The 20,845-nt window shown below is 69.1% G+C and carries 18 protein-coding genes; 12 read left to right on the top strand and 6 right to left on the bottom strand.

What is annotated here, in order from left to right:
* The first annotated feature begins 47 nt into the window (after positions 1-47).
* Genes ABD747_RS05875 through ABD747_RS05865 form a run of 3 tightly spaced genes read left to right on the top strand, consistent with a single transcriptional unit; the run spans position 48 to position 3,664 of the window.
* A complete protein-coding gene (locus ABD747_RS05875) occupies positions 48-1,043 on the top strand; it encodes an LLM class F420-dependent oxidoreductase (protein WP_344802333.1) in 996 nt (331 codons plus the stop codon).
* Positions 1,044-1,089: 46 nt separating this feature from the next.
* A complete protein-coding gene (locus tag ABD747_RS05870) occupies positions 1,090-2,385 on the top strand; it encodes a S8/S53 family peptidase (protein WP_344802331.1) in 1,296 nt (431 codons plus the stop codon).
* 13 nt (positions 2,386-2,398) lie between these two features.
* A complete protein-coding gene (locus ABD747_RS05865) occupies positions 2,399-3,664 on the top strand; it encodes a hypothetical protein (protein WP_344802329.1) in 1,266 nt (421 codons plus the stop codon).
* Here the strand turns inward: ABD747_RS05865 and ABD747_RS05860 are convergent.
* The 3 genes from ABD747_RS05860 to ABD747_RS05850 form a co-directional block, all read right to left on the bottom strand.
* Positions 3,654-4,829: a PQQ-dependent sugar dehydrogenase gene (locus ABD747_RS05860; RefSeq protein WP_344802327.1), complete on the bottom strand. Its 1,176-nt coding sequence runs from the start codon at positions 4,827-4,829 to the stop codon at positions 3,654-3,656. The two genes, ABD747_RS05865 and ABD747_RS05860, sit on opposite strands and share 11 nt — an antisense overlap.
* Positions 4,830-5,013: 184 nt before the next feature.
* Complete coding sequence (locus tag ABD747_RS05855; protein WP_344802325.1) at positions 5,014-5,991, bottom strand: sugar-binding transcriptional regulator; 978 nt, start codon at positions 5,989-5,991, stop codon at positions 5,014-5,016.
* A gap of 37 nt (positions 5,992-6,028) precedes the next feature.
* A complete protein-coding gene (locus ABD747_RS05850; RefSeq protein WP_344802323.1) occupies positions 6,029-7,498 on the bottom strand; it encodes an FGGY family carbohydrate kinase in 1,470 nt (489 codons plus the stop codon).
* 138 nt (positions 7,499-7,636) lie between these two features.
* On the opposite strand from ABD747_RS05850, the gene ABD747_RS05845 reads away from it, so the two are divergent.
* The 8 genes from ABD747_RS05845 to ABD747_RS05810 all read left to right on the top strand — a co-directional run bounded on the left by ABD747_RS05845 (position 7,637) and on the right by ABD747_RS05810 (position 15,681).
* Entirely contained in the window at positions 7,637-8,527 is an 891-nt protein-coding gene (locus ABD747_RS05845; RefSeq protein WP_344802321.1) for a nucleoside hydrolase, read from the top strand.
* Between the two features lie 76 nt (positions 8,528-8,603).
* Positions 8,604-9,914 (top strand): ABC transporter substrate-binding protein, encoded by a 1,311-nt coding sequence (locus tag ABD747_RS05840; RefSeq protein ID WP_344802319.1) that lies wholly within the window; start codon positions 8,604-8,606, stop codon positions 9,912-9,914.
* An 8-nt stretch (positions 9,915-9,922) separates the two neighbouring features.
* Entirely contained in the window at positions 9,923-10,855 is a 933-nt protein-coding gene (locus tag ABD747_RS05835; protein ID WP_344802317.1) for a carbohydrate ABC transporter permease, read from the top strand.
* Positions 10,852-11,757 (top strand): carbohydrate ABC transporter permease, encoded by a 906-nt coding sequence (locus ABD747_RS05830; protein ID WP_344802315.1) that lies wholly within the window; start codon positions 10,852-10,854, stop codon positions 11,755-11,757. The genes ABD747_RS05835 and ABD747_RS05830 overlap by 4 nt, the downstream gene beginning before the upstream one ends.
* A 34-nt stretch (positions 11,758-11,791) precedes the next feature.
* Positions 11,792-12,790 carry a sugar phosphate isomerase/epimerase family protein gene (locus ABD747_RS05825; protein ID WP_344802313.1) on the top strand — a complete coding sequence of 333 codons (999 nt, stop codon included), beginning with the start codon at positions 11,792-11,794 and terminating at the stop codon, positions 12,788-12,790.
* Between the two features lie 92 nt (positions 12,791-12,882).
* Positions 12,883-13,767 carry a transketolase gene (locus ABD747_RS05820; protein ID WP_344802311.1) on the top strand — a complete coding sequence of 295 codons (885 nt, stop codon included), beginning with the start codon at positions 12,883-12,885 and terminating at the stop codon, positions 13,765-13,767.
* Complete coding sequence (locus ABD747_RS05815) at positions 13,760-14,731, top strand: transketolase family protein (RefSeq protein WP_344802309.1); 972 nt, start codon at positions 13,760-13,762, stop codon at positions 14,729-14,731. Before ABD747_RS05820 ends, ABD747_RS05815 begins: the two co-directional genes overlap by 8 nt.
* Entirely contained in the window at positions 14,728-15,681 is a 954-nt protein-coding gene (locus ABD747_RS05810) for a nucleoside hydrolase (protein WP_344802307.1), read from the top strand. Before ABD747_RS05815 ends, ABD747_RS05810 begins: the two co-directional genes overlap by 4 nt.
* Positions 15,682-15,721: 40 nt before the next feature.
* Here ABD747_RS05810 and ABD747_RS05805 read toward each other — a convergent pair whose 3' ends face one another.
* The gene (locus ABD747_RS05805) at positions 15,722-17,317 is read right to left on the bottom strand and encodes an alpha-amylase (RefSeq protein WP_344802305.1); all 1,596 of its coding nucleotides are present in this window, start codon (positions 17,315-17,317) and stop codon (positions 15,722-15,724) included.
* A 126-nt stretch (positions 17,318-17,443) separates the two neighbouring features.
* Between ABD747_RS05805 and ABD747_RS05800 the strand changes: the two genes are divergently transcribed.
* The gene (locus ABD747_RS05800) at positions 17,444-18,334 is read left to right on the top strand and encodes a DNA polymerase beta superfamily protein (RefSeq protein WP_344802303.1); all 891 of its coding nucleotides are present in this window, start codon (positions 17,444-17,446) and stop codon (positions 18,332-18,334) included.
* On the opposite strand, the gene ABD747_RS05795 is transcribed toward ABD747_RS05800, so the two are convergent.
* A complete protein-coding gene (locus ABD747_RS05795) occupies positions 18,222-18,881 on the bottom strand; it encodes a TetR/AcrR family transcriptional regulator (protein WP_344802506.1) in 660 nt (219 codons plus the stop codon). The genes ABD747_RS05800 and ABD747_RS05795 overlap by 113 nt on opposite strands.
* A complete protein-coding gene (locus ABD747_RS05790; protein WP_344802301.1) occupies positions 18,881-20,815 on the bottom strand; it encodes a CocE/NonD family hydrolase in 1,935 nt (644 codons plus the stop codon). The genes ABD747_RS05795 and ABD747_RS05790 overlap by 1 nt, the downstream gene beginning before the upstream one ends.
* Positions 20,816-20,845: the final 30 nt, after the last annotated feature.

Genomic DNA, 20,845 nt, shown 5'->3' with positions numbered 1-20,845 from the left:
CTATCCCAGTCTTCGAGCGGGGCATCGGCGCGCGTAGCGTGACGATCATGCGATTCGGAATCTTCGTGCCCCAGGGCTGGCGGCATGATCTGGTGGACATCGAGCCGGCGCGGCAGTGGGACGTCATGCGCGATCTGGCCCAGGCTGCCGACGCCGGTCCGTGGGAGTCGATCTGGGTCTACGACCACTTCCACACCGTGCCGGTCCCGAGCGAGGAGGCCACGCACGAGGCCTGGACTCTGATGTCGGCGTTCGCCGCCTCCACCTCCCGGGTCAGGCTCGGCCAGATGTGCACCTGCATGAGCTATCGCAATCCTGCCTACCTGGCCAAGGTGGCCGCGACCATCGACGTCGTCTCCGGCGGCCGGGTCGAGATGGGCATCGGTGGCGGCTGGTACGAGCACGAGTGGCGCGCGTACGGCTACGGCTTCCCCGCGGCGAAGGAGCGGCTCGGCCGGCTGCGTGAGGGCGTCGAGATCATGCGCCAGGCCTGGACCACCGGGTCGGCGACGCTGGACGGCACGTACTACCAGGTGGACGGCGCCCGGGTCTGGCCGCGACCCCTGCAAGAACCGGCGATCCCCTTCTGGATCGCCGGGGGCGGGGAGGAGGTGACCCTGCGGATCGCGGCCCGCTACGCGCAGTACACCAACTTCGGCGGCGACCCGGAGACCTTCACCCGCAAGAGCGACCTGCTCCGGCAGCACTGCTCCGAGGTCGGCACCGACTTCGACGCGATCGTCCGGTCGTCGAACTTCAACACCATCATCGGCGAGACCGAGGCCGAGGTCCTGCAGCGGATCGACGCGGTCGAGGCGCGGGTCGCGCCATACCTCGGACCGGAGAAGACCGCCCAGTTCATCGGCGAGTACCGCAACGACACCGCCCTCGGCGTCGGCACGCCGGAGCAGATCGTCGAGAAGCTGCGCGCGATGCAGGACCTGGGACTGGGATACGCGATCCACTACTTCCCCGAGGCGGCATACGACCGCAGCGGCATCGAGTTGTTCGAGCACGAGGTGATCCCCGCCCTGCGCCGCTGACCGTCCGGCTGGTGCATGATGCTGCCAGCGAGCGGCGGAGGCGATCATGTGTGATTTCCGAGACGGCGAGATCCTGCTGAGCGTGCCCCGGTTCGAACCGTACGAGGAGATCGTCCGCGCCTGGTTCGACCACCACGCGGGACAGTACGGTGTCGAGGTCCTGGATCGAATGGATCGCCTGCTGGAGAGCAGGGGGGTCCACGTCGAGATGAGGATCCCGTGCCCGGTCGACCTGTGGCGCATCTCCGTTCCTCGCGGTCAGGAGGTCTATCTGTCCTCCCGGATGCGGATCGACCTGCAGCGTGCCGCCGTGCTGTCCTTCGGCAGCACAGAGCTCGCTGCAGGGCTGGTCGCCGACACGGTCGTCGAGCCGAACGGGATCTGCTCGACCGCGGCGCTGGGTGGGTGGCCGCCGGCGCCGGCGTTCAGCGACATCACCCTGAGCGCCATGCACGACCAGTACCGCGCCATCATCGGCTGCGGCCCGGCGGAGGTCTCTGCTGCCGCGCCGGTCACCGTCGCGGTCGTGGACTCCGGGGTCAGCCCGTCGCTGGTGGATCGGGTCGAGCACTACACCGATCTCGTCGACGCCTCGCAGACCATCGTCGACGACCGGGTGCTGCACGGCACGGTCGTCTCCAGCATCATCGCCGACCTGGCCCCGAGCGCGCGCTTCCACGTGTTCCGGGTGGCCGACGCGCACGGGCTGGTCACCGAGTGGGAGCTCGTCGCGGCCCTGCTCAGCATGGGCCTGTGTCAGGTGGTCAACCTCAGCCTCACCTTCTCACTCGACCGGCCGGACTGCATCACCTGCGGTCGCCGCGCCAACGAGTCGCGCAAGATCACCCTCGGCTCGGCCGTCGACCTGCTGCTGAACCGTCCCCACCCGCCGATCGTGGTCGCGGCCGCCGGGAACGCGGCCCGTGCGGAGGTCTTCTATCCGGCGAAGTACGGCCGGCTGGTCGCGATCGGGTCCGTGAACTCTCGCGCGGAGCTGTCCAGCTTCAGCAACTGGTCCGCCGACGACGAGGCCGGCCGGCCACACCCGTGTTTCTGGTATCTGCCCGGCGGTGACGACCGGTACGGCGGGGTCGAGGAGGTCGCCGACCTGCCGGGGTCGTCGCTGCGCTTCCTCGGTACGTCCTATTCGTGCGCCTACGCGACCGGGTTGATCGCCGACCTGCTGTCCGACCTGCCGGCGGAGACCGTCCGGGAGGGTCTGCGAACCGGACAGGGTCCGCCGATCGCCGCCGGCCCGGCCCGCTCCGGGCCGGGCCCGGCCGACGGCCGTGGACTGCTCACCCGCCGGGCTGTGGTGGACGCCGGAATCTCATCGATCTGAGGGAGGCCTGCCGATGCCGGACGAAGCACCAGCGGTCGCGCTGGACGACGAAGCGAAGCGACTGCAGCTGGAGAAGATCAAGGCCGAGGCGCGCAGCGCCATCGCCCAGGCCGATCGCAAGCGGTTCGACGCGACCTTGCCCGCAGTCAGCGGAAAGCCGCTGGACGGCACGGTCACCACCGACGACAAGACCGGGGTACTGGCAGATCTGCTGGCGTACGGCGTACTCGCCGAGATCGCCACGGCGATCGTCGGCTCACTGGCCATCGAACCGGGAGCGGCAGTACTGCTCACCGACACGCGGGACCTGGTGGCCGACCAGGGCGTGCTGTCGGAGGTGGACCGACAGCTCGTCCGGCACACCACGCGCCTGAGCGATGCTGCCGACAACCTCGACGCGATCACCCCCGCCCAGCCCGACGGGCTCGCCGCAGCCGGTGCGCTGCTCGCCGTGCCGGCGCTGGTGTCGCTCGCCACCGGCCTGTCGGGGCTGTTGCAGACGAACTACGTCGTGAAGGGCCGGGAGACCTCGGTCGGCCGGACTGCTGTCCTCGCCGCGATGGCATCGGCGCTGACCGGACGACAGGTGGCGATCGACGGCTTCGGACGCGTGCCCAGAGGTGACGGAACGGTTCTCGGGCGGTTGGTCGCAGTCTCCGACCAGCTCGACGCGGTGAGCGGTCGAGCGATGGCGCTGCGCGAGACACTGCTTGCGCCGGCCGAGGCCGAGCTGACCGAGCTGACCGCGGAGCTGGCGGCCTACCAGGCCGAACGCCGCAAGCTCGTCGTGGCCGGCGCGGTCACCGCGGCGATCGATGCCGAGATCACCCGGCTGGCCGGCGCTCGGACGACCAAGCTCACCCAGATCGCGCCGGTCAGGGCCGTCCTGCGCAATACCCAGGAGGCACTCGACGGGTGCGCGACCTTCGTCCAGGCAGCGACCACGGCACCGGCCGCTGACCGCCCGCCGATCATCCGGGCAGCCCTCCGCGAGGCATGGTCGGATACCGGCTGGATCGTCTACGCCGAGGTGACGTCTGCGGGCGGTGAGACGATCACCCGGCAGAGCGCACTGCGCCGGCCTCGGTACGCGACATTCGTCGGCGGGTGCCGGGTGGACTACCTCGCCCTCGATCCCGGCGGCGCCGTGCACGGCGGCTCGAGGACCTGGACCGGTCGTGCACAGCTCGACCTCAAGCTGGCGACGTTGCGCCCGTCGGGAACGGCTGAGCTCCCGAGCGGGGCCACGACGGCCGTTGCCAGGCAAGCTAAAGGGTGACCCGCAGGATCTTGTCGTCGTGCCGGCCCGGGGTGGCGCGGCCGTCGGTGTTGCTGGTGGTCACCCACAGCGAACCGTCGGGCGCGGCGGCGACACTGCGGATCCGGCCGTAGTCGCCGGCGAAGTGCTCCTTCGGGGTTCCGGCGTGCGGGCCGTCCAGCGGAACCGCGAACAGCGACCGGCCGCGCAGCGCGCCCACGAATGCCGTCGAGCGGGTGATCGCCAGCCCGGCGGGGGAGCAGGTGCTGGTCGGCGACCAGACCACCTCTGGGTTCTGGTAGCGATCGTCGTTCGATCTACCCTCGACGTTCGGCCAGCCGTAGTTGCGACCCTTGAGGATCAGGTTCAACTCATCGGCCTTCTTGTCCCCGAACTCGGTCGCCCACAGCCGGCCGTCGGCGTCGAACGCGAGACCTTCGATGTTGCGGTGGCCGTACGTCCAGGTGCGGTTCCCGAACGGGTTTCCCGACGCCGCTGACCCGTCCCGGCGGATCCGCAGGATCTTGCCCGCCAGCGACTTCTTGTTCTGCGCCCGCGCGGGCACCTCGGCGTCGCCGGTCGAGACGAACAGGTTCCCGTCGGGAGCGAACAGCAGCCGACCGCCGTGATGGTGCGTGCTGGTCGGGATGCCGGTGAGAACTGCGCGCGGCCGGCCGACCGTGCCGCCGGCCAGGCTGAGCCGGACCACCCGGTTGTCCGAGCTCGTCGTGCAGTACGCGTACAGCGTCTCCTGGTCGTCGGGGTCCAGCGCCAGTCCCAACAGCCCGCCCTCGCCCAGACCCGAGGGGGCCTGGACACCGGAGACCTCGCCGAGCGTGCTGATCTTGCCCTTCGCGGTGATCCGCAGGATCCGGGCCGTATCCCGCTCGGACACCAGGGCGTCGCCGGAGGCCAGGAAGACGATGCTCCACGGCACGTTCAGATCGTCGGCGATGGTCTCCGCGACCTTGGGGCTGGGCTTGCCGGCGGGACTAGGCGAGCTCGTGGCCCTGGGGGTGGCAGTGCTCGGGGCGGTTGTGCTCACGGCCGCGGTGGTGCTCGGGGTCGGCGTCGCGGACCCGGTCGACGGCGTCGTCCCGGCGCCCGACCCGGCCGATGTGCAGGCAGACAGCGTGCCGGCCGCCAGCGCCGCGGTGCCGGCGAGCAGGGTCCGTCGGGAGAGCATGCGGTCCATGGTGCCTGCCGACCCTGTGAGCTCGCGGCACGTTTCGCGGCGGCGGTGGTGCTGGGGGTACGTCAGGGCGTGGTCGGGCGTTCCGAGCGGAGCGGAGCCTGCGGAGCGGAGCGAGGTGGGCGGGACGTACCCCCAGCACCACCGCCGGAACCCGGCGGGTTATGCGGTGGGCGGCTCAGCTCAGCAGCGTGCGGGCGGTCTCCACGTCCGTGAGCAGCACATTCACCCAGCCACCTCGCAGTGCGGCCCGGACCGCGGCGTGCTTGCGGGCGCCACCCGCGAGTCCCACCCGGCGCGGGATCCCGCGGTAGTCAGCCGGGCTGATGCCGACCACCCGGTCGTCGAGCTGGCCCCGGACCAGATTGCCGTCGGCGTCGAAGAACCGGTGACAGACGTCACCGACCGCGCCGAGAGACAGCAGCGACGACTCGTCGACAGGCTCGACGGCGTTGCCGCTCTGCCGCAGCAGCGGCGACGGATGGAGGCTGCCGATGCCGACCAGGGCCATCGTCAACGACGCCCACTCACTCGTCACGTCCTCCATCGTCGAGTCTTTCAGCAGGCCCCGGCGCATGGCCGCGGTGCCGACCAGGCCGGGGGCCGGGACGAAGCGCGGCCGGGCGCCGATCCGGGTCGCCAGCTCGTCCAGCAGCCGGTTGGCCTGCACCTGGACCGAGGAGTTGCCGACGCCGCCGAGCAGCTGGATCACGCTCTCCGCGCCGGCCGTCCGCAGCGGGCGGAGCCGGTCGACCACGGCCAGCAGGGTCTGGCTCCAGGGTGAGATGCCGATCCGCTCCCCACCGGTGAGGGTGTTCTCCAGATAGCCCGCACCGGCCGAACCGAGTCCGGCGATGATCTCGGCCTCCTCGCCCACCACGTCGACGACCACCGCCTCGAGCAGCCCGAACCGCTGCTCCAGCTGCGTCTCCAGCTCGGTCTGCAGACCGGGGGAGACGACGACGATCGTCTTGACGATGCCGACCTCGCCGGCCCGCTTCAGCAACCGCGAGACCTTGGCCTGGGAGATGTGCAGTGCGTCGGCGATCTCGGTCTGCCGGATGCCCTGCTCGTGGTACATGTGCGCGACCTTGGTCATCAGCCGCACCTGCGGATCGCCGGTCGAGCGGCCGAATCCGGTGGGCTGGGCAACCATGATCGACGACGACACCTCCTCGCGCCCCCGGTGCCGATCAGGGCCGATCGGCGCTGCGCCGGGCGGCGTCGAGGTTCATTCTCCATTCCTGCCGGCGTTCTGCCCGGACATCCGGGCCGATCCCCGGCGTGTACGTCCGTGCCGGCGGCGCCTGCCGCCACGACGCGCCCGCGCCCAGCGAACGCCAGGCCAGCTTCGCCGCGCCGACCGCGGATACCTCCGCGACGTCCGCGACCTCGACGGTGACCCCGAGCAGGTCGGCCTGGGTCTGCATCAGCAGGCTCGACCGGGTGGCCCCGCCATCGGCACGGAGCACCCGGACCGGGGTGCCGTCGGCGGCGATCACGTCGACGATGTCGCAGATCTGCTGGGCGACCGCGTCGACGGCGGCGCGGGCGACGTGGGCCGGCGCGGTCGCCTGGGTGATCCCGGTCAGGCTCGCGCGGACCGCGCGGTCCCAGTGCGGCGCGCCCAGGCCGGTGAACGCGGGTAGCAGCTGGACACCGCCGGCGTCCGGCACGCTCTGCGCGAGTTCCAGCAGGTCGCCGACCGAGTCCTGCCCGAGCAGTCTGGCGGTCCAGTCCAGCGCGGCACCGGAGGAGAGGATGTTGCCCTCGAGGGCGTAGCACGGGGCGTCGGTGAGCCAGGCGAGCGTCAGCGGGACGTCGGTTCTTGCCGGCCGGTAGCCGGCCACCGGGGTCATCACCGACGTACCCGTGCCGTAGGTCGCCTTGACCAGGCCGGGAGACTCGCCACCCTGGCCCAGTAACGCCGCATGGGAGTCGGCCAGCACCGCTGCCACCGGCGTGCCGTCGGCCACGCCGGGAACGCCGAGGGTGGTCCCGAAACCGGCGTCGGAGCGACATGCACGCGGCAGCACGCTGCCCGGCACGCCGAAGATCCGGCACAGCTCGCCCGACCAGGCGAGCGCGCCGACGTCGTAGAGCAAGGTGCGTGAGGCATTGCCGGCATCCGTGGCGTGCACGTGGCCGCCGGTCAGCCGCCAGATCAGCCAGGCGTCCACGGTGCCGACGCAGACGTCGTCCAGCGGAACGTCCGCCGGCCGGTGATCGAGCAACCAGCGCAGCTTCGGGGCGGAGAACATCGGGTCGATGCGCAGGCCGGTGCCGGCCGCGACCACCCGTTCCGCGTCGGGTTCGGCGCCGAGCACCTCGGTGCACCAGTCGGCGGTCCGCCGGTCCTGCCAGCCCAGCAGCGGACCGATCGGATCGCCGCTGCTGCGCCGCCAGGCCAGCACGGACTCGCGCTGGGTGGACAACGCCACGGCCGCGACCGATCCACCGGCCGCCGTCCCGGCATCGGCCACCGCGGCAAGGACGCTGGCCCAGATCTGCTCGGCGTCCTGCTGCACCCACCCCGGAGCCGGGTTATCGACGCGAACCCCGGCGGAACCGACGCCCAGCACCGAGCCGTCCGCGCTCACCAGCACGGCCTTGGAGTTCGTCGTTCCCTGGTCGATGGCCAGGACTGCGCGTGTGGTCTGCACCGGACTCCTTCTCGCTGCTCCGCGGGATCTCATCATCTGCCAGTCGTGATCTGCCCGGCTTGACGGCCCACCTGTGTGTGATACGTTATGCGCCAGTGAATGGCTATGCAAGTCCGACTCGGATGCGAAGGAGAATTCGTGAGCCATCCCTCCCGCCGGCGGGTGATCATCGACACCGACGCCAAGAACGAGGCCGACGACCAGTACGCGATCGTTCATGCGCTGCTCTCGCCGACCCTGGACGTGCGGGGACTGATCCCGGCGCACTTCGGCACCGAGCGCAGTGATCGGAGCATGGCGGAGTCGCGCGCCGAGGTGGACCTGTTGCTGGAGCTGATGGACCTCGACGGCCGGGTGACGGTGGCCGACGGGGCCGAGGCCGCGATCCCCGACGAGGCAACGCCGGCCCCGTCGGCCGGCGCCGAGCTGATCATCGCCGAGAGCAAGCTGGCGAGTGCGGGCGACCCGCTGTTCGTCGCCTTCCTGGGCCCGCTCACCGACATGGCGAGCGCGATCCTGCTCGATCCCGAGATCGTCGACCGTCCGGTCGTCGTCGTCTGGATCGGCGGCATGGGCTATGGCGTCGACTGGTCCTACCCGGCCGTCGAGTTCAACCTGCGCAACGACATCCCGGCCGCGAACGTCGTGTTCGACTCCGGCATCGCGGTCTGGCAGGTGCCGGCCAGCATCTACTCGATGGTCTCGGTCGGCTACGCCGAGCTGGAGGAGAAGATCGGCGGCACCAGCAAGCTGGCCGACTACCTGATCACCCAGCTCGTCGAGTGGAACGCCGAACACAACGGCGAGCCGATCGAGCACCGATCGCTCGGCGACTCGCCGGCGATCTCGCTCATCCTCAACCCGCGCGGCGGCGTGTCCCGGACGATCCCGGCGCCGCGCTTCGGTCGAGAGGGCGGCTACCTGCCGGGTTCCGGCCACCCGCTCAAGGTGTTCGAGACCGTCGACGTCCGCTACCTGCTCGAGGACATGTTCGCCAAGATCCGCAAGTTCGGCCGAGACCAGGCCTGACCCGCACGGTGCCCTTCGACGAGCTCAGGGCACATGTCTCACCACACAGCAATTCCTTCAGACAAAGGAGACTGGAATGACCGCACAGCGCTTCACCCGCCGAGGCTTCCTCGGCCTGACCGCGGCGGCCGCGGTCGGTGCCGGCCTGACCGCCTGTACCGGCGCGGCACCCGGCGGTAGCGCCGGAGGTGGCGCGTCCGGCAGCGGGACCGGGTCGAAGACGCTGCGCGTCTTCACCTACGAGGACAACACGACGCTGCCGCTGCTGAAGAACCTGACCAAGGCGTTCGACGAGAAGAACGGCACGACCACGACGGTCGACTCGCTGCCGGGCTCGGGTGCCGCCGTCTATCCGGACAAGCTGAAGACCGAGTTGTTGGGCGGCAGCGGCCCGGACATCTGGCGGATCTGGGGCGGCGAGCTCGGCCACCCGTTCGTCAAGGCGAAGCAGGCGGCGGACCTCACGTCGTACTACCAGAAGTACGGCTGGGACTCCAAGATCAACCCTCAGGCCATCAACGGGATGACGTTCGACGGTGTGAAGGGCGGCGTCCCGTTCCTGGCGGCCGGCATCGGTGGCTGGTACAACAAGGCGATCTTCGCCAAGGCCGGCATCTCCGCTCCGCCCTCCAGCTATGCCGAGCTGGAGGAGATGAACGACAAGCTGCTCGCCGCCGGCGTCACCCCGCTGGCCACCGCCGGCAAGTACGGCTGGCACATGATGCGCCTGTTCGAGTACCTGCTGGAAACCAGTACCGGGCCGGATCTGCACGACAAGCTGCTGACCGGAGCGGAGACCTGGGATCGTCCCGAGGTGGTGACCGCGTTCACCAACTTCAAGAAGTGGCAGGACAAGAAGTGGATCCCCGACGGCGCGCTCGGGCTGGACCCGTCCGACGTCGAACCGTGGTACGTCCAGGGCAAGTCTGCCTACACCATCACCGGCCAGTGGACCGAGACCGGCGCTATTCACGCCGCCAACAAGAAGTCGTCCGACTTCGGCGTCTTCGCGTTCCCGACCGACCAGAGCACGGTCCGGCACTCCGGCTTCGTCGAGGGCTACATGATGAACGCCAAGTCCGGCAACCCGGACATGGCCGCCGCCCTGATCGACTTCCTGGTCACCCCGGACAGCCAGAAAGCGATGAAGTACGGCCAGTCGGCGGTGATCGGTGCCGAGCCCGAGAAGGCGACGCTGCCGCTGTCGTACGAATGGACGCAGGGTCCGGGCAAGCAGCCGTTCTACACCATCCAGGACCAGGCGTTCCCCAAGCAGCAGGCCGACCAGTACTTCGCGATCCAGAGCAACGTGCTGCAGGGCTCGGTCACCCCGGCTGAGGCCGCCAAGCAGATGCAGCAGGCCATCTCGGCCTGGGCGAAGAACTGACGCCTGCGATGACGACGGCAACTCTCCCGGCGAGCGCCCGGGACACGGCGCGCCCGCGCCGCAGGAAACCGAAGGGTGGTGGTCTGGTCGCTTGGGCGTTCGCCCTGCCGGCCCTGGTCGTCTACGTCGTCTTCCTCGTCTACCCGGCACTGCAGTCGCTGTGGTTCAGCTTCACCGACTGGGACGGGCTCAGCGCCACCTACGACTTCGTCGGGCTGGACAACTACGCGAAGATGCCGAAGGACCCGGTCGTCATCCAGGCGCTGATCAACAACGCCATCTGGACGATCGTCACCATCACGGTGCCGGTGATCATCGGGTTGCTGCTGGCGATCCTGCTGAACGGCAAGGTCCGCGGCAAGCCGGTGCTGCGGCTGATCTTCTACACCCCGGCGGTGATGCCGCTGGTGGCGGTCGCCTCCATCTGGGGCTGGCTCTACAACCCCCAGTACGGCGCGATCAACGAGTTCCTCCGCGCGATCGGCCTGGGCGCCTTGGCCCAGCCCTGGCTGGGCCAGAACTCGACCGCGCTGGCCGCGGTGATGGTGCCGGCGATCTGGCTCCGCGTCGGGTTTCCGATGCTGCTCTATCTAGCCGCGCTGCAGGGGATCAACACCGACATGTACGAGGCGGCGACCGTCGACGGCGCTACCAAGTGGCAGCAGTTCTGGTTCATCACCATGCCGAGCCTGAAGCCGGCGCACTACATCGTCATCGCGTTGTCACTGATCGACTCGTTCAAGGTGTTCGACCTGATCTACGCCATGACCTACGGCGGGCCGGGCACCGCTACCCAGGTGATGGGCACCTGGATGTACTTCAACGTGTTCCAGTACTACCAGGCCGGCTACGGCACCGCGATCGCCGTCGTGATCACCGTGATCGCCATCGCCGTCAGCATCCCCTACGTCCGCTCGCAGACCAAGGAGGCCCAGTCATGAGTAGTGCGGCCGAGGTGGCCCCCGCCGCAGCGTTGCCCGATGCCGTCGTGGCGACCGACGACGCGCTGGCCAACAAGCCGAAGCGCAAGGGCGGCGTCGTGCTGACCTTGGTGCTCGCCGTCGTGGCGGTCTTCTGGATCTCCCCGCTGGTGCTGCTCGTCGTCACCGCACTGCGGCCGCTGTCGGACTTCGTCGCCAACGGCCCGCTGTCGTGGCCGCAGACCTGGACGCTGCAGAACTTCGTGCAGGCGTGGGGCATCGGCAACTTCGCCACCACGTACCGCAACAGCGCGCTGCTGCTGATCATGAAGGTGCCGGTCGGCGTGCTGATCTCGGCCATGCTGGCCTTCGCCCTGGCGAAGCTGCGGATCCGGTTCGGCACCGCGATCATGTATACGGTGTTCCTCGGGCTCACCATCCCGATCTACATCACGATCGTGCCGGTGTTCGTGATGATGCGCAGCATCGGCGCGACCGACAGCCTGATCGGGCTGGTCGGCCCGTATCTCGCCTTCGGCATCCCGTTCGAGGTGCTCGTCCTCCAGTCCTTCTTCCGGCAGCTGCCGGACGAGATCATCGAGGCCGCCAAGATCGACGGCGCCGGACCGTGGCGGATCTTCTTCACCCTGGTCATCCCGCTGTCCACCCCGGCGTTGGTCACCGTCTTCATCCTGGACGCGGTGGCGACCTGGAACGAGTTCCTGTTCGCTCTGATCCTGCTGAACTCCGATGCCCACAAGACCATCCCGGTCGGGCTACTGAACTTCACCGGACAATTCGCCAACAACAACACCGGCCTGGCCGCCGGCATCTTCATCGCGGTCGTACCGATCCTCATTGCATACATCTTCCTGCAGCGCTGGATCGTCGGCGGCCTGACCGCCGGCGCCACCAAGGGCTGATTCGCTACACATACCAAGAACGGAGAGCAACACCATGAGTGACCTGCCAGTCTTCGGCGCAGGCATCTGGCACTTCGCCACCTATCTGGACCGCTATGCGACCGAGGGCTACGGGGAGCCGGTCGGCCTGATCGAGCAGATCGACAAGGCCGGCGCCGTCGGCGACCTGTCGGTGGTCGACCTGAACTGGCCGTTCGCCGGCTTCGACGGCACCCTGGACGACGTCAAGGCGGCGCTGGCCCGGAACAACCTCCGGGCGGTCGCGATCACCCCCGAGATCTACAACAAGGACTACATCAAGGGCTCGATCACGAACCCCGACCCAGGTGTCCGGGCGCAGGCGCTGAAGCTGCTGAACGAGGCGACCGAGCTCGCCAAGGAGCTCGGCTGCGACTACGTGAAGCTCTGGTTCGGCCAGGACGGCTGGGACTATCCGTTCCAGGTGAACTACCACAACGCGTGGGAGCTCGCCACCGGCGGGCTGCGCGAGCTGTGCAGCGCGCACCCGGAGATCAAGTTCGTGATCGAGTACAAGCCACGGGAGCCCCGCAACAAGATCATCTTCCCGAACGCGGCCCGGACCCTACTGGCGATCCAGAAGGTCGGTTGCGACAACCTCGGCATCCTGCTCGACTTCGGGCACTCGCTGTACGGCCTGGAGACCCCCGCGGACGCGGCGCAGCTGTGCATCGACCACGGCAAGCTGTTCGCGATCGACGTCAACGACAACTTCCGCGGCTGGGACGACGACATGGTCGTCGGCTCGGTGCATCTGGTGGAGACCTTCGAGTTCTTCCACACCCTGCGCAAGAACAACTGGGACGGTGTCTGGCAGCTGGACCAGTTCCCGTTTCGGGAGGACTCGGTGCAGGCGGCCAAGCAGGCCATCACGTTCCTGAAGGCGATCCACCGCGCGTTGGACGCGCTGGACGACGACGCGCTGGCCGCCGCCCAGGCCAAGCACGATGCGCTGGCCGCACAGAAGCTGGTGCAGAAGGTGCTGCTCAGCTCGATGATCGACGAGGACAATTGATGACCGCGCTGACGGGCGCGACGAGCGCTAGCGAGGACCGGCCAGCGGGGGGCGTGGGGGGTCGTCCCCCCACATCGATACAGCACACCACGATGCCGGTGCTGGGCCGGCTATCGCCGTACGCCACCCGGGACGAGTTGGTCGCTCACGTCGCCGAGGCGGCCCGGCAGATCCGGATCCAGGACCTGAAGCTGGTCCACCACGCCGGAGCCGGCCACATCGGCGGTGACTTCTCCGCCATCGACGTGCTGGCCACGCTCTACGGCGCGGTGCTGAACGTCACCCCGGAGACCGTCGACGACCCCGAGCGCGACCGGTTCTTTCTGTCCAAGGGCCACGTCGCCGGCGCGCTCTACACCACGCTCGCCGCGTTCGGGTTCCTCCCGGTGGAGCAACTGGCGACCTTCCTGAAGCCGCTGTCGAAGCTGAACGGACACCCGAACCGGAACTATGTGCCCGGCGTCGAGGCCAACACCGGCCCGCTCGGCCATGGACTGCCGATCGCCGTCGGCCACGCGCTGTCGGCGAAGCTGGACGTCTCCCGGCGGCGGACGTACGTCCTGGTCGGCGACGGCGAGCTGCAGGAGGGCAGCAACTGGGAGGCCATGATGGCCGCCTCCCAGCACGAGCTGGACTCACTGACCGTGATCGTCGACCGCAACCGGCTGCAGCAGGGTGCCACCACCCGCGAGACGAACGACCTCGACCCGCTCGATCAGAAGGCGGCAGCGTTCGGCTTCGCGGTGGTGGAGGTGAACGGCCACGACCACGGCGAGCTGCTCGACGTCTTGTCGGCCGTGCCGTTCCGGCCGGGCAAGCCGACCTTCGTGATCGCCCATACCCACAAGGGCCATCCGATCTCGTTCATGAGCAACAACGTGGCCTGGCACCACAAGGTCCCCAACGCCGATCAGCTGACGCTCGCTCTCGAGGAACTGTCCCTCGACCAGCCGCAGGAAGAAGGATCCGATGCCTGACACACTCGCCGAACGGGCCTCGTCGGTGGCGGACCGCCCGCGGTTCGACTGCCGCGACGCGTACGTCACGACGCTGGCAGAGCTGGCCAAGGCCGACCACCGGATCGTCGGCGTGGTGAACGACTCGGTCGGGTCGTCGAAGCTGGACGCGTTCAAGAAGGCGTTCCCGGACCGGTTGATCAACGTCGGGATCGCCGAGCAGGACATGGTCGGGGTCGCGGCCGGGCTGGCCGCCGGTGGCCGGATCCCGTTCGTCTCCGCGGCGTCCTGCTTCCTCACCGGCCGGGCACTGGAGCAGATCAAGGCAGACGTCGCCTACAGCAACCACAACGTGAAGCTGTGCGGGATGAGTCCTGGAATGGCCTACGGGGAGCTGGGTCCGACCCACCACTCGATCGAGGACATCGCCTGGCTGCGAGCGATCGACAAGATCACCATCGTGGTCCCCGCGGACCCGATCGAGACCGCGGCTGCGCTGCGCTGGGCAGCCGAGACCACCGGCCCGGTCTTCATCCGGGTCAGCCGGATGGCGGTGCCGGCCGTCAACGCGGACGACTACCGCTTCGTGCCGGGTCGCGCCGTGACACTGCGTGACGGCGACGACGTGACGATCATCAGCAACGGCACGGTGCTGTGGCGCGCGCTCGTCGCGGCCGAGCAGCTGGCCGCCGAGGGGATCTCGGCCCGGGTCGTCTCGATGCCGACGGTCAAGCCGCTGGACGTGGACACCGTGGTGGCGGCGGCCCGGGAGACGCGGGGTATCGTCACCGCCGAGGAGGCGACGACCGCCGGGGGACTGGGCGGTGCCGTCGCCGAGACGGTTGTCCAGCACCAGCCCACCCGGGTGAGGATCCTCGGCGTTCCCGAGTTCGCGCCGACCGGGTCCGCCGGCTTCCTGCTGGATCGCTACGGGATGTCTCCGGAGGGCATCGCCGAGTCCGCCCGGCGGCTGGCGCTGCGATGAGCGAAGCGTTCCGGCCGCCAGTAGGTGCGCGCTTCCGGGTGATCAGCGACAACGACTACGCGGGCGACCCGGACGGGCTCTACCAGCTGGCGCATCATGCCCTGTCGACGTCGGTCGACCTGCGGGTGGTGATCGGTTCGCACCTGGCGGTGGACGACCCGTTCGACGCCAGCGGATGCAGCGCCGGGAACGGTGCCGCCGCCGCCCGCCGCGTGTTGGAGCTGGTGGAACGCGCGGACGTCGGAGTGATCGCGGGCAGCGAGCTGCCGCTGGAGGAGCCGACCGAGCCGCGGCGGTCGGCGGCCGCCGAGGCGATCGTCGCGGAGGCGATGCGAACGGACACCGACCTCCCGCTGTATGTGGTGCTGGGCGCAGGGCTGACCGAGCTGGCCAGTGCGTACCTGATCGAACCGGCGATCGCGGACAGGCTCACCGCGGTCTGGATCGGCGGTCCGGAGCACGCCTCGCTGGGCGCGGCCGCCCCGCCGAACGCGATGCCGGTCGAATACAACCTGAACATCGACCTGATCGCCGGTCAGGTGGTCTTCGACTCACCGATCCCGCTGTGGCAGGTGCCGCGCAACGCCTACCGCGAGTGCGTCGCATCGATGAGCGACCTCATCCTGCGGGTGAAACCACGCGGGGCGATCGGCGCTCACCTGTTCCAGACCCTGGTGGACATCCACGAGACCGTCGCGTCGCACGGGCTGAACATGGGCGAGACCTACGTCCTCGGCGACAGCCCGCTGGTCCTGCTGACCGCGCTGCAGACCGGGTTCGAGGCCGACCCGGCCTCCAGCGCGTACGACCTCGTGCCCCGCCCTCGCATCGGCGAGAACGGGGCGTACGAGTCGAACCCGGACGGCCACCCGGTGCGGGTCTATTCCGGCCTGGACGTCCGGCTCATGCTCGAGGACCTCTACGCGAAGCTCGAGCTGGCGACCGGTTGAGTGCGCCCTTCGACAGGCTCAGGGCACGTCCTGTTGGTGATCAGACCCGCCGGTTGGCCTGGATCGCCACGGCGTCGGTCGCGCCGACGGTCACCGTCGCCTTGCCGTTGCCGCGGACCGTGATCGTCGGGCCGGTGCAGCTGCCGCCAGACTTCTTGCCGTGGACGACATCGCAGTACGTCCCCGCCGACAAGCCGGTCTGGACGGTGATCTTCTTCGGCTCCGGACCGTTGTTGAACGCCACCCAGCCCTTGGCGCCGCGGCCGAAGGCGATCACGTTCGCGCCGTCGTCCCACCAGTTCTGGCGCTGTGCCTTGCCGACGTAGTTGTGCCAGCCCACCATGCCGAGGATCCCCGCGTTGCGGTCGATGCAGGTCCACGCGCCGCCGCTGCAGTCGGTGTTGGTGACCATGCCGTCGGCCGTGGCCGGCGGGGAGTCGTCGTTGGTGCTGAAGGTGAACGCCGAGTACACCTGCGGGGTGCCGTAGCCGGACGCCAGCAGCCACTGGGTGGCCAAGATGTTGCGGGCACCGTCCTTGTAGTTGAGCGCGTCACCGTTGCGTTCGGTGTCGTGGTTCTGGACGAAGCTCAGCGTCTTGCCACCGGGGGTCAGCCCGGAGTCGGCGCCGAACACTTTCAGCGTCGCGATGCTGCCGACGTGGGCGTCGGGATAGCTCTTGAACGCGTCCCGGATCTGCTTGACCCCGTCCAGACCGAGCACCGTGCCGCTGCTGGTGAACGCCTGCGGGGACAAGATCCCGGGTCCACCGCCGAAGACCTCGAGGGCCCACAGCGGCCGGGTGCCGTCGACCGTGTTGTGCAGCCGGGCATAGATCGCGTCCAGGTCGGGCTGCCCGATGTGCTTGGCGGCGTCCACCCGGAAGCCGGACACGCCGTAGCCCAGCAGCTTGTTCAGATAGGCGGCCAGGGTCTTGCGGACCTTGGTCGTGTCGGTTCGCAGGTCGGACAGGCCGACCAGCTCGCAGTAGCGGACCTGGGCCAGGTTGTTGAAGTCCTCGATCCCGCCGCTGGCCGACGGGCAGTCACCGGAGTACTTGTGGAAGTCGCTGTTGGCGTAGCTGGCGTTGTGATTCACGCCCAGATCGCTGTACGCGTAGCGCTCGAAGGTGCGACCACCGTAGGAGGTGTCGCCCTGGCCGGTCATATGGTTGATCACCGCGTCGACGTAGACCTTGACACCGGCCTGCCGGCAGGTCTTGACCATCGACTTGAACTCGGCCTCGGAGCCCATCCGGCTGGTCAGCCGGTAGTCGACCGGCTGGTAGACCTCCCACCACGGGTGCAGGATCGTGTCGCTCCCGTCGCCCAGCTTGGTGCGCTTGACCGAGTCCTGCGGCGGAGCGACCTGGACCCCGCCGTAGCCGGCCGGGCCGAGCACGTCGGTGCACTCCTTGGCGACCGACGTCCAGTTCCACTCGAACAGGTTGGCCATCACCCCCGGGTCGGGGGAGCTCAGCTTGGGCGCGGACGTCGACTGTGCGGTGACGGCGGCCGGGCCGGCACCGGTGCCGGGCTGTGCGCCGGCCCCGGTGGCACCCAGGCTCAGTCCGACCGTCAGCGCGACGGTCGACACGAGCGCACTTCGCCGGAGCAACCGGCGACGGGCATGCTGCATCTGTCCTCCTCGACAGCTCGACGGCGCGTGATCGCGCCCCTCGGACTTCCTAAGACGGCACTGAGAAAGTGTCAAGGGTCCAATACCCACTTGCGACGCGAACCGACAGCGCGCAGGGTGACCGGCATGACTGCCGCGATCGTCGAGGGCCCGCGCGCGCTGCCCGCCGGGTTCGACCATCCGCATGCCTCGGAGGAGGCCCGCGCGCTCGCCGAGCGAGGGCTTGTCCTTCGGGTCCAGGTCGGCTCGGGCGTGCACGGCACGGCGATCGACGGCCAGGACGATCGCGACGAGATGGGTGTCTGCCTGGAACCGGCGGCCTTCGTCACCGGGCTCGCCCGGGTGCCCTCGGGAGTGAACCGGGATCGGATGATCCCGTTCGAGCAGTACGAGCGGCACACCGCGTGGGACCGTTCCGGCGGGCTGGCCAACCGCTCGGGTGCCGGCGATCTCGACGTGATCGTCTACACCGCGCGCAAGTGGGCGCGACTCGCGCTGGACGGGAACCCGACGGTGCTGCTGGTCCTGTTCGTGCCGGAGGAGGAGGTCGTGTTCCGGGATCCGGTCGGCGCCGAGCTGGTCACCAACGGCCATCGCTTCGTCTCCCGGCTCGCGGGGATGCGGTTCCTGGGCTATCTGCGCGCGCAGCAGAAAGCCATGCTCGGGCTGAGCGGCACGCACACCAACCGGCCCGAACTGGTGGCGCGGCACGGCTACGACACGAAGTTCGCCATGCACGCGCTCCGCCTGGGCTATCAGGGCGTCGAACTGCTGACCACCGGACGGATCACCCTGCCGGTGCCCGAGCCGCAGCGTGAACGTCTCCGCTCGATCCGGCGGGGAGAGGTTCCGCTGGGCGAGGTCGTGGAGGAGATCCGCGATGCCGAGAGCCGGCTCGTCGCCCTCAGCGAGTCACGGGCCGTGCCACCGCAGCCCGACCGTGCGTGGGTCGACTTCTGGCTGCACGAGGCTCACCTGGGTTACTGGGCTCGTCGGGCACTCGATCCATCGCGTTGATCGGCAGTCGACCGGTCAGGAAGCGCTGCACGGTGGGCCCGACCAGTTCCACCACGTCGCCGCCGGGAAGCGAGGCGACCGGTTCGAGCTGGTAGATGTAGCGAGTCATGCAGATTCCGATGATCTGACTTGCGGCGAGATTGGCGCGGAGCTGTCGTTGATCGTCATCCAGCGCATCGGCAACCGCGCCGACCATGTTGGTGCGATAGATCCCCTGCAGCCGAGCCATGGCGACCGGTTCGTGGACCGCAGTGAGCAGAATCGCCCGGAGCACCGTGCCCGTGTCGGGCTGTTCCCAGAAGTGGACCATGTTGGCAACCATCGCCTTGCCGCGGCCGCGCAGCGGCTGGTGGGTGACCGCCTCGACCTGCTCGAGATAGTCGGCGGGTGGCACGAGGCAGGCGTCGAGCAGGGTCTCCTTGTTGTCGAAGTAGTACGCGACCAGCCGCGGATCGACCTCGGCCGCCTTGGCGACGCCGCGCAGCGTCGTCCCGGCTGCTCCGTGCGTCGCGAACGACTGGCGTGCGACGTCGAGGATCCGTTCCATCACGACGCCGCGGTCGTCGCTGGGCCCTCTTCGTGGTTGCCGCACGTGCTTCCTTCCGACGACGCCGGCTCCCGCTGAGTCTGCCCGATCCGACCCTCCGCGGGCAGCACCGGCAGCAGGAGTCGGGACGTGGCGTAGACGGTGTTCAGGCTGGACTGGCCGACAGAGCTGTGCGTGAAGCCCAACACCCTAGCTGCTGGTTGCCGCTCGTCCCCGCTGGTGATCATGAGCCGCAAACGATGCCCGACACGGAGCCGGCAGGCGTTCGGGGTCAGGGGAATGCGATACCGCACGCGCCGGCCCACCGGCACGGTGAGTGGTTCGCGACAGGGGAGGACCGGCCGACCGATCCGGCTCGACTCCTCGTCGACGGTACGGAGTTGAGCCCGAAGCCAGCCGGCCGTCACGTTGACCGCCCTGCCCTCGGGTGCAAGGTCGTCGAGCAGCACGATCCAGTCAGTGTCGAGAGCCGTTATCGTGGCGTCCAGCTCGAGCTCGATGTCGCCCACGACGTCCAACGGTTGCCTCGCCGGTTCCGTCTGCCAGCTGAGGTGATCCGGAAGCCCGGGTGGATTGGCGTTTCGTGGTCGACCGGATTCTCTCGCGAGGTGGAGGTAGCTGCGTTTGCCCACGCCGTCGACATCCTCGTCGGGGGCCAGCGTCCCGTCCGTCCGGAGGCTGTACGCCACGTGCCGGCTCTCCGGCGGCGGCCAGCGGTCGGCGGTGCGCCAGTGGTCCGTGCCGGGAATCACGTAGCGGATCGGCGGTCCGTCCATGATGCCGGTGTCGCGACCCTTCAACCACTGGTCGTTCCAGGCCAGGGCCTCCTCGTGCATCGTCTCCCACGGCCAGATCAGGGCGTCCTTGTCGATCAAGGTCAGCCGTACGTTCGGATTGTGGGCCAGCGCCTCCCAGACCGGAAAGCTGCTGGGCAGGTGCATGGGGACGTTGTCCCACTGGCAGCCCAGATACACGGGGATGTCGATGTTGCCGAGTCGCGGCCGGAGGTTGCGCTCGTCCCACCAGTCGTCGTGGGTCGGGTGCTCGACCGCGGCCTCTTGCCAGAGACGACCGAAGGGTTCCTCCGCATAGTGGCTGCGCAGCAGCGTCTTCATCGCCGACACGGCGACCTGACCGTTCACGTGCTCCATGCGTGCGTGCACCCCCGAGGTGTTCAGCGCGCGGCGGATCAGGTCGAGCCCGGCGGACTGCCAGAACTCGTCCGAGACGCCGGCCATGATGCCGATGGCCGACAGCCACGCGGAGAAGAAGCCGGAGTTGAGGACACCGCGGTGCCAGACCGCGTCGTACAGGTCGTCCAGGGTGGCGAAGGGGAAGATGGCCTTCAGGTGTGGCGGTCGCTGAACGGCCGCCGCCAGTTGGGCGACTGCGAAGTAGCTGATGCCCATTCCCCCGACGTTTCCGTCGCACCAGGGCTGTGCCGCGACCCACTCGACCACGTCGGCGGTGTCGGCGACCTCGACGGTGTCCATCAGGCCGAAGGTGCCCTCCGAGCCGCCGGTTCCTCGGGAGTTGACGATCACGTGCGCGTAGCCGCGCGGCACGAAGTAGTCGCTGGCCCCGGCTTCGAGAAAGCCGAACGGGGCGCCGAGATCTTGGACCTGGCGGGCGTAGCAGGAGAACGACACCAGGGCGGGCGCGACCCGCACGGTGGGGTCGAGGCGAACCCCGCCGTCCGGGCTGACCGCGGTCTGCGGCGACCCTGTCGTCGGCAGGAAGACGTCCGCCCGGAGTCGGGTGCCGTCGCGCATCGGGATGTCGACCCGGTTGGTACGCGCCATGCCGAACTCGACCTCGCTGAGGTTCCGGTAGCCGCGACCCGACGTCTGTCGTCCGTTCAGCTGCCGCTGCCCGGCGGCGGTTCCCGCTGCCCGAGCGGACGGTCCGCGCCGCACCTGCATGGTCGTCCACATCCTCGGACGGGATTCCTCGGGTGAGGAATT

This window comes from Microlunatus ginsengisoli (genome assembly GCF_039537205.1).
Taxonomy (GTDB): Bacteria; Actinomycetota; Actinomycetes; order Propionibacteriales; family Propionibacteriaceae; genus Microlunatus; species Microlunatus ginsengisoli.
Note: the sequence above shows the minus strand (reverse complement) of the source record. Positions and strands in the feature narration are given on the sequence as shown.

Coding starts and splice junctions, on each gene's coding strand:
- ABD747_RS05835 (WP_344802317.1), top strand. CDS start 9,923: ATGACGACGGCAACTCTCCCGGCGAGCGCCCGGGACACGGCGCGCCCG.
- ABD747_RS05795 (WP_344802506.1), bottom strand. CDS start 18,881: ATGGAACGGATCCTCGACGTCGCACGCCAGTCGTTCGCGACGCACGGA.
- ABD747_RS05810 (WP_344802307.1), top strand. CDS start 14,728: ATGAGCGAAGCGTTCCGGCCGCCAGTAGGTGCGCGCTTCCGGGTGATC.
- ABD747_RS05855 (WP_344802325.1), bottom strand. CDS start 5,991: ATGGTTGCCCAGCCCACCGGATTCGGCCGCTCGACCGGCGATCCGCAG.
- ABD747_RS05805 (WP_344802305.1), bottom strand. CDS start 17,317: ATGCAGCATGCCCGTCGCCGGTTGCTCCGGCGAAGTGCGCTCGTGTCG.
- ABD747_RS05860 (WP_344802327.1), bottom strand. CDS start 4,829: ATGCTCTCCCGACGGACCCTGCTCGCCGGCACCGCGGCGCTGGCGGCC.
- ABD747_RS05875 (WP_344802333.1), top strand. CDS start 48: ATGCGATTCGGAATCTTCGTGCCCCAGGGCTGGCGGCATGATCTGGTG.
- ABD747_RS05800 (WP_344802303.1), top strand. CDS start 17,444: ATGACTGCCGCGATCGTCGAGGGCCCGCGCGCGCTGCCCGCCGGGTTC.
- ABD747_RS05815 (WP_344802309.1), top strand. CDS start 13,760: ATGCCTGACACACTCGCCGAACGGGCCTCGTCGGTGGCGGACCGCCCG.
- ABD747_RS05790 (WP_344802301.1), bottom strand. CDS start 20,815: ATGTGGACGACCATGCAGGTGCGGCGCGGACCGTCCGCTCGGGCAGCG.
- ABD747_RS05825 (WP_344802313.1), top strand. CDS start 11,792: ATGAGTGACCTGCCAGTCTTCGGCGCAGGCATCTGGCACTTCGCCACC.
- ABD747_RS05870 (WP_344802331.1), top strand. CDS start 1,090: ATGTGTGATTTCCGAGACGGCGAGATCCTGCTGAGCGTGCCCCGGTTC.
- ABD747_RS05865 (WP_344802329.1), top strand. CDS start 2,399: ATGCCGGACGAAGCACCAGCGGTCGCGCTGGACGACGAAGCGAAGCGA.
- ABD747_RS05820 (WP_344802311.1), top strand. CDS start 12,883: ATGCCGGTGCTGGGCCGGCTATCGCCGTACGCCACCCGGGACGAGTTG.
- ABD747_RS05830 (WP_344802315.1), top strand. CDS start 10,852: ATGAGTAGTGCGGCCGAGGTGGCCCCCGCCGCAGCGTTGCCCGATGCC.
- ABD747_RS05840 (WP_344802319.1), top strand. CDS start 8,604: ATGACCGCACAGCGCTTCACCCGCCGAGGCTTCCTCGGCCTGACCGCG.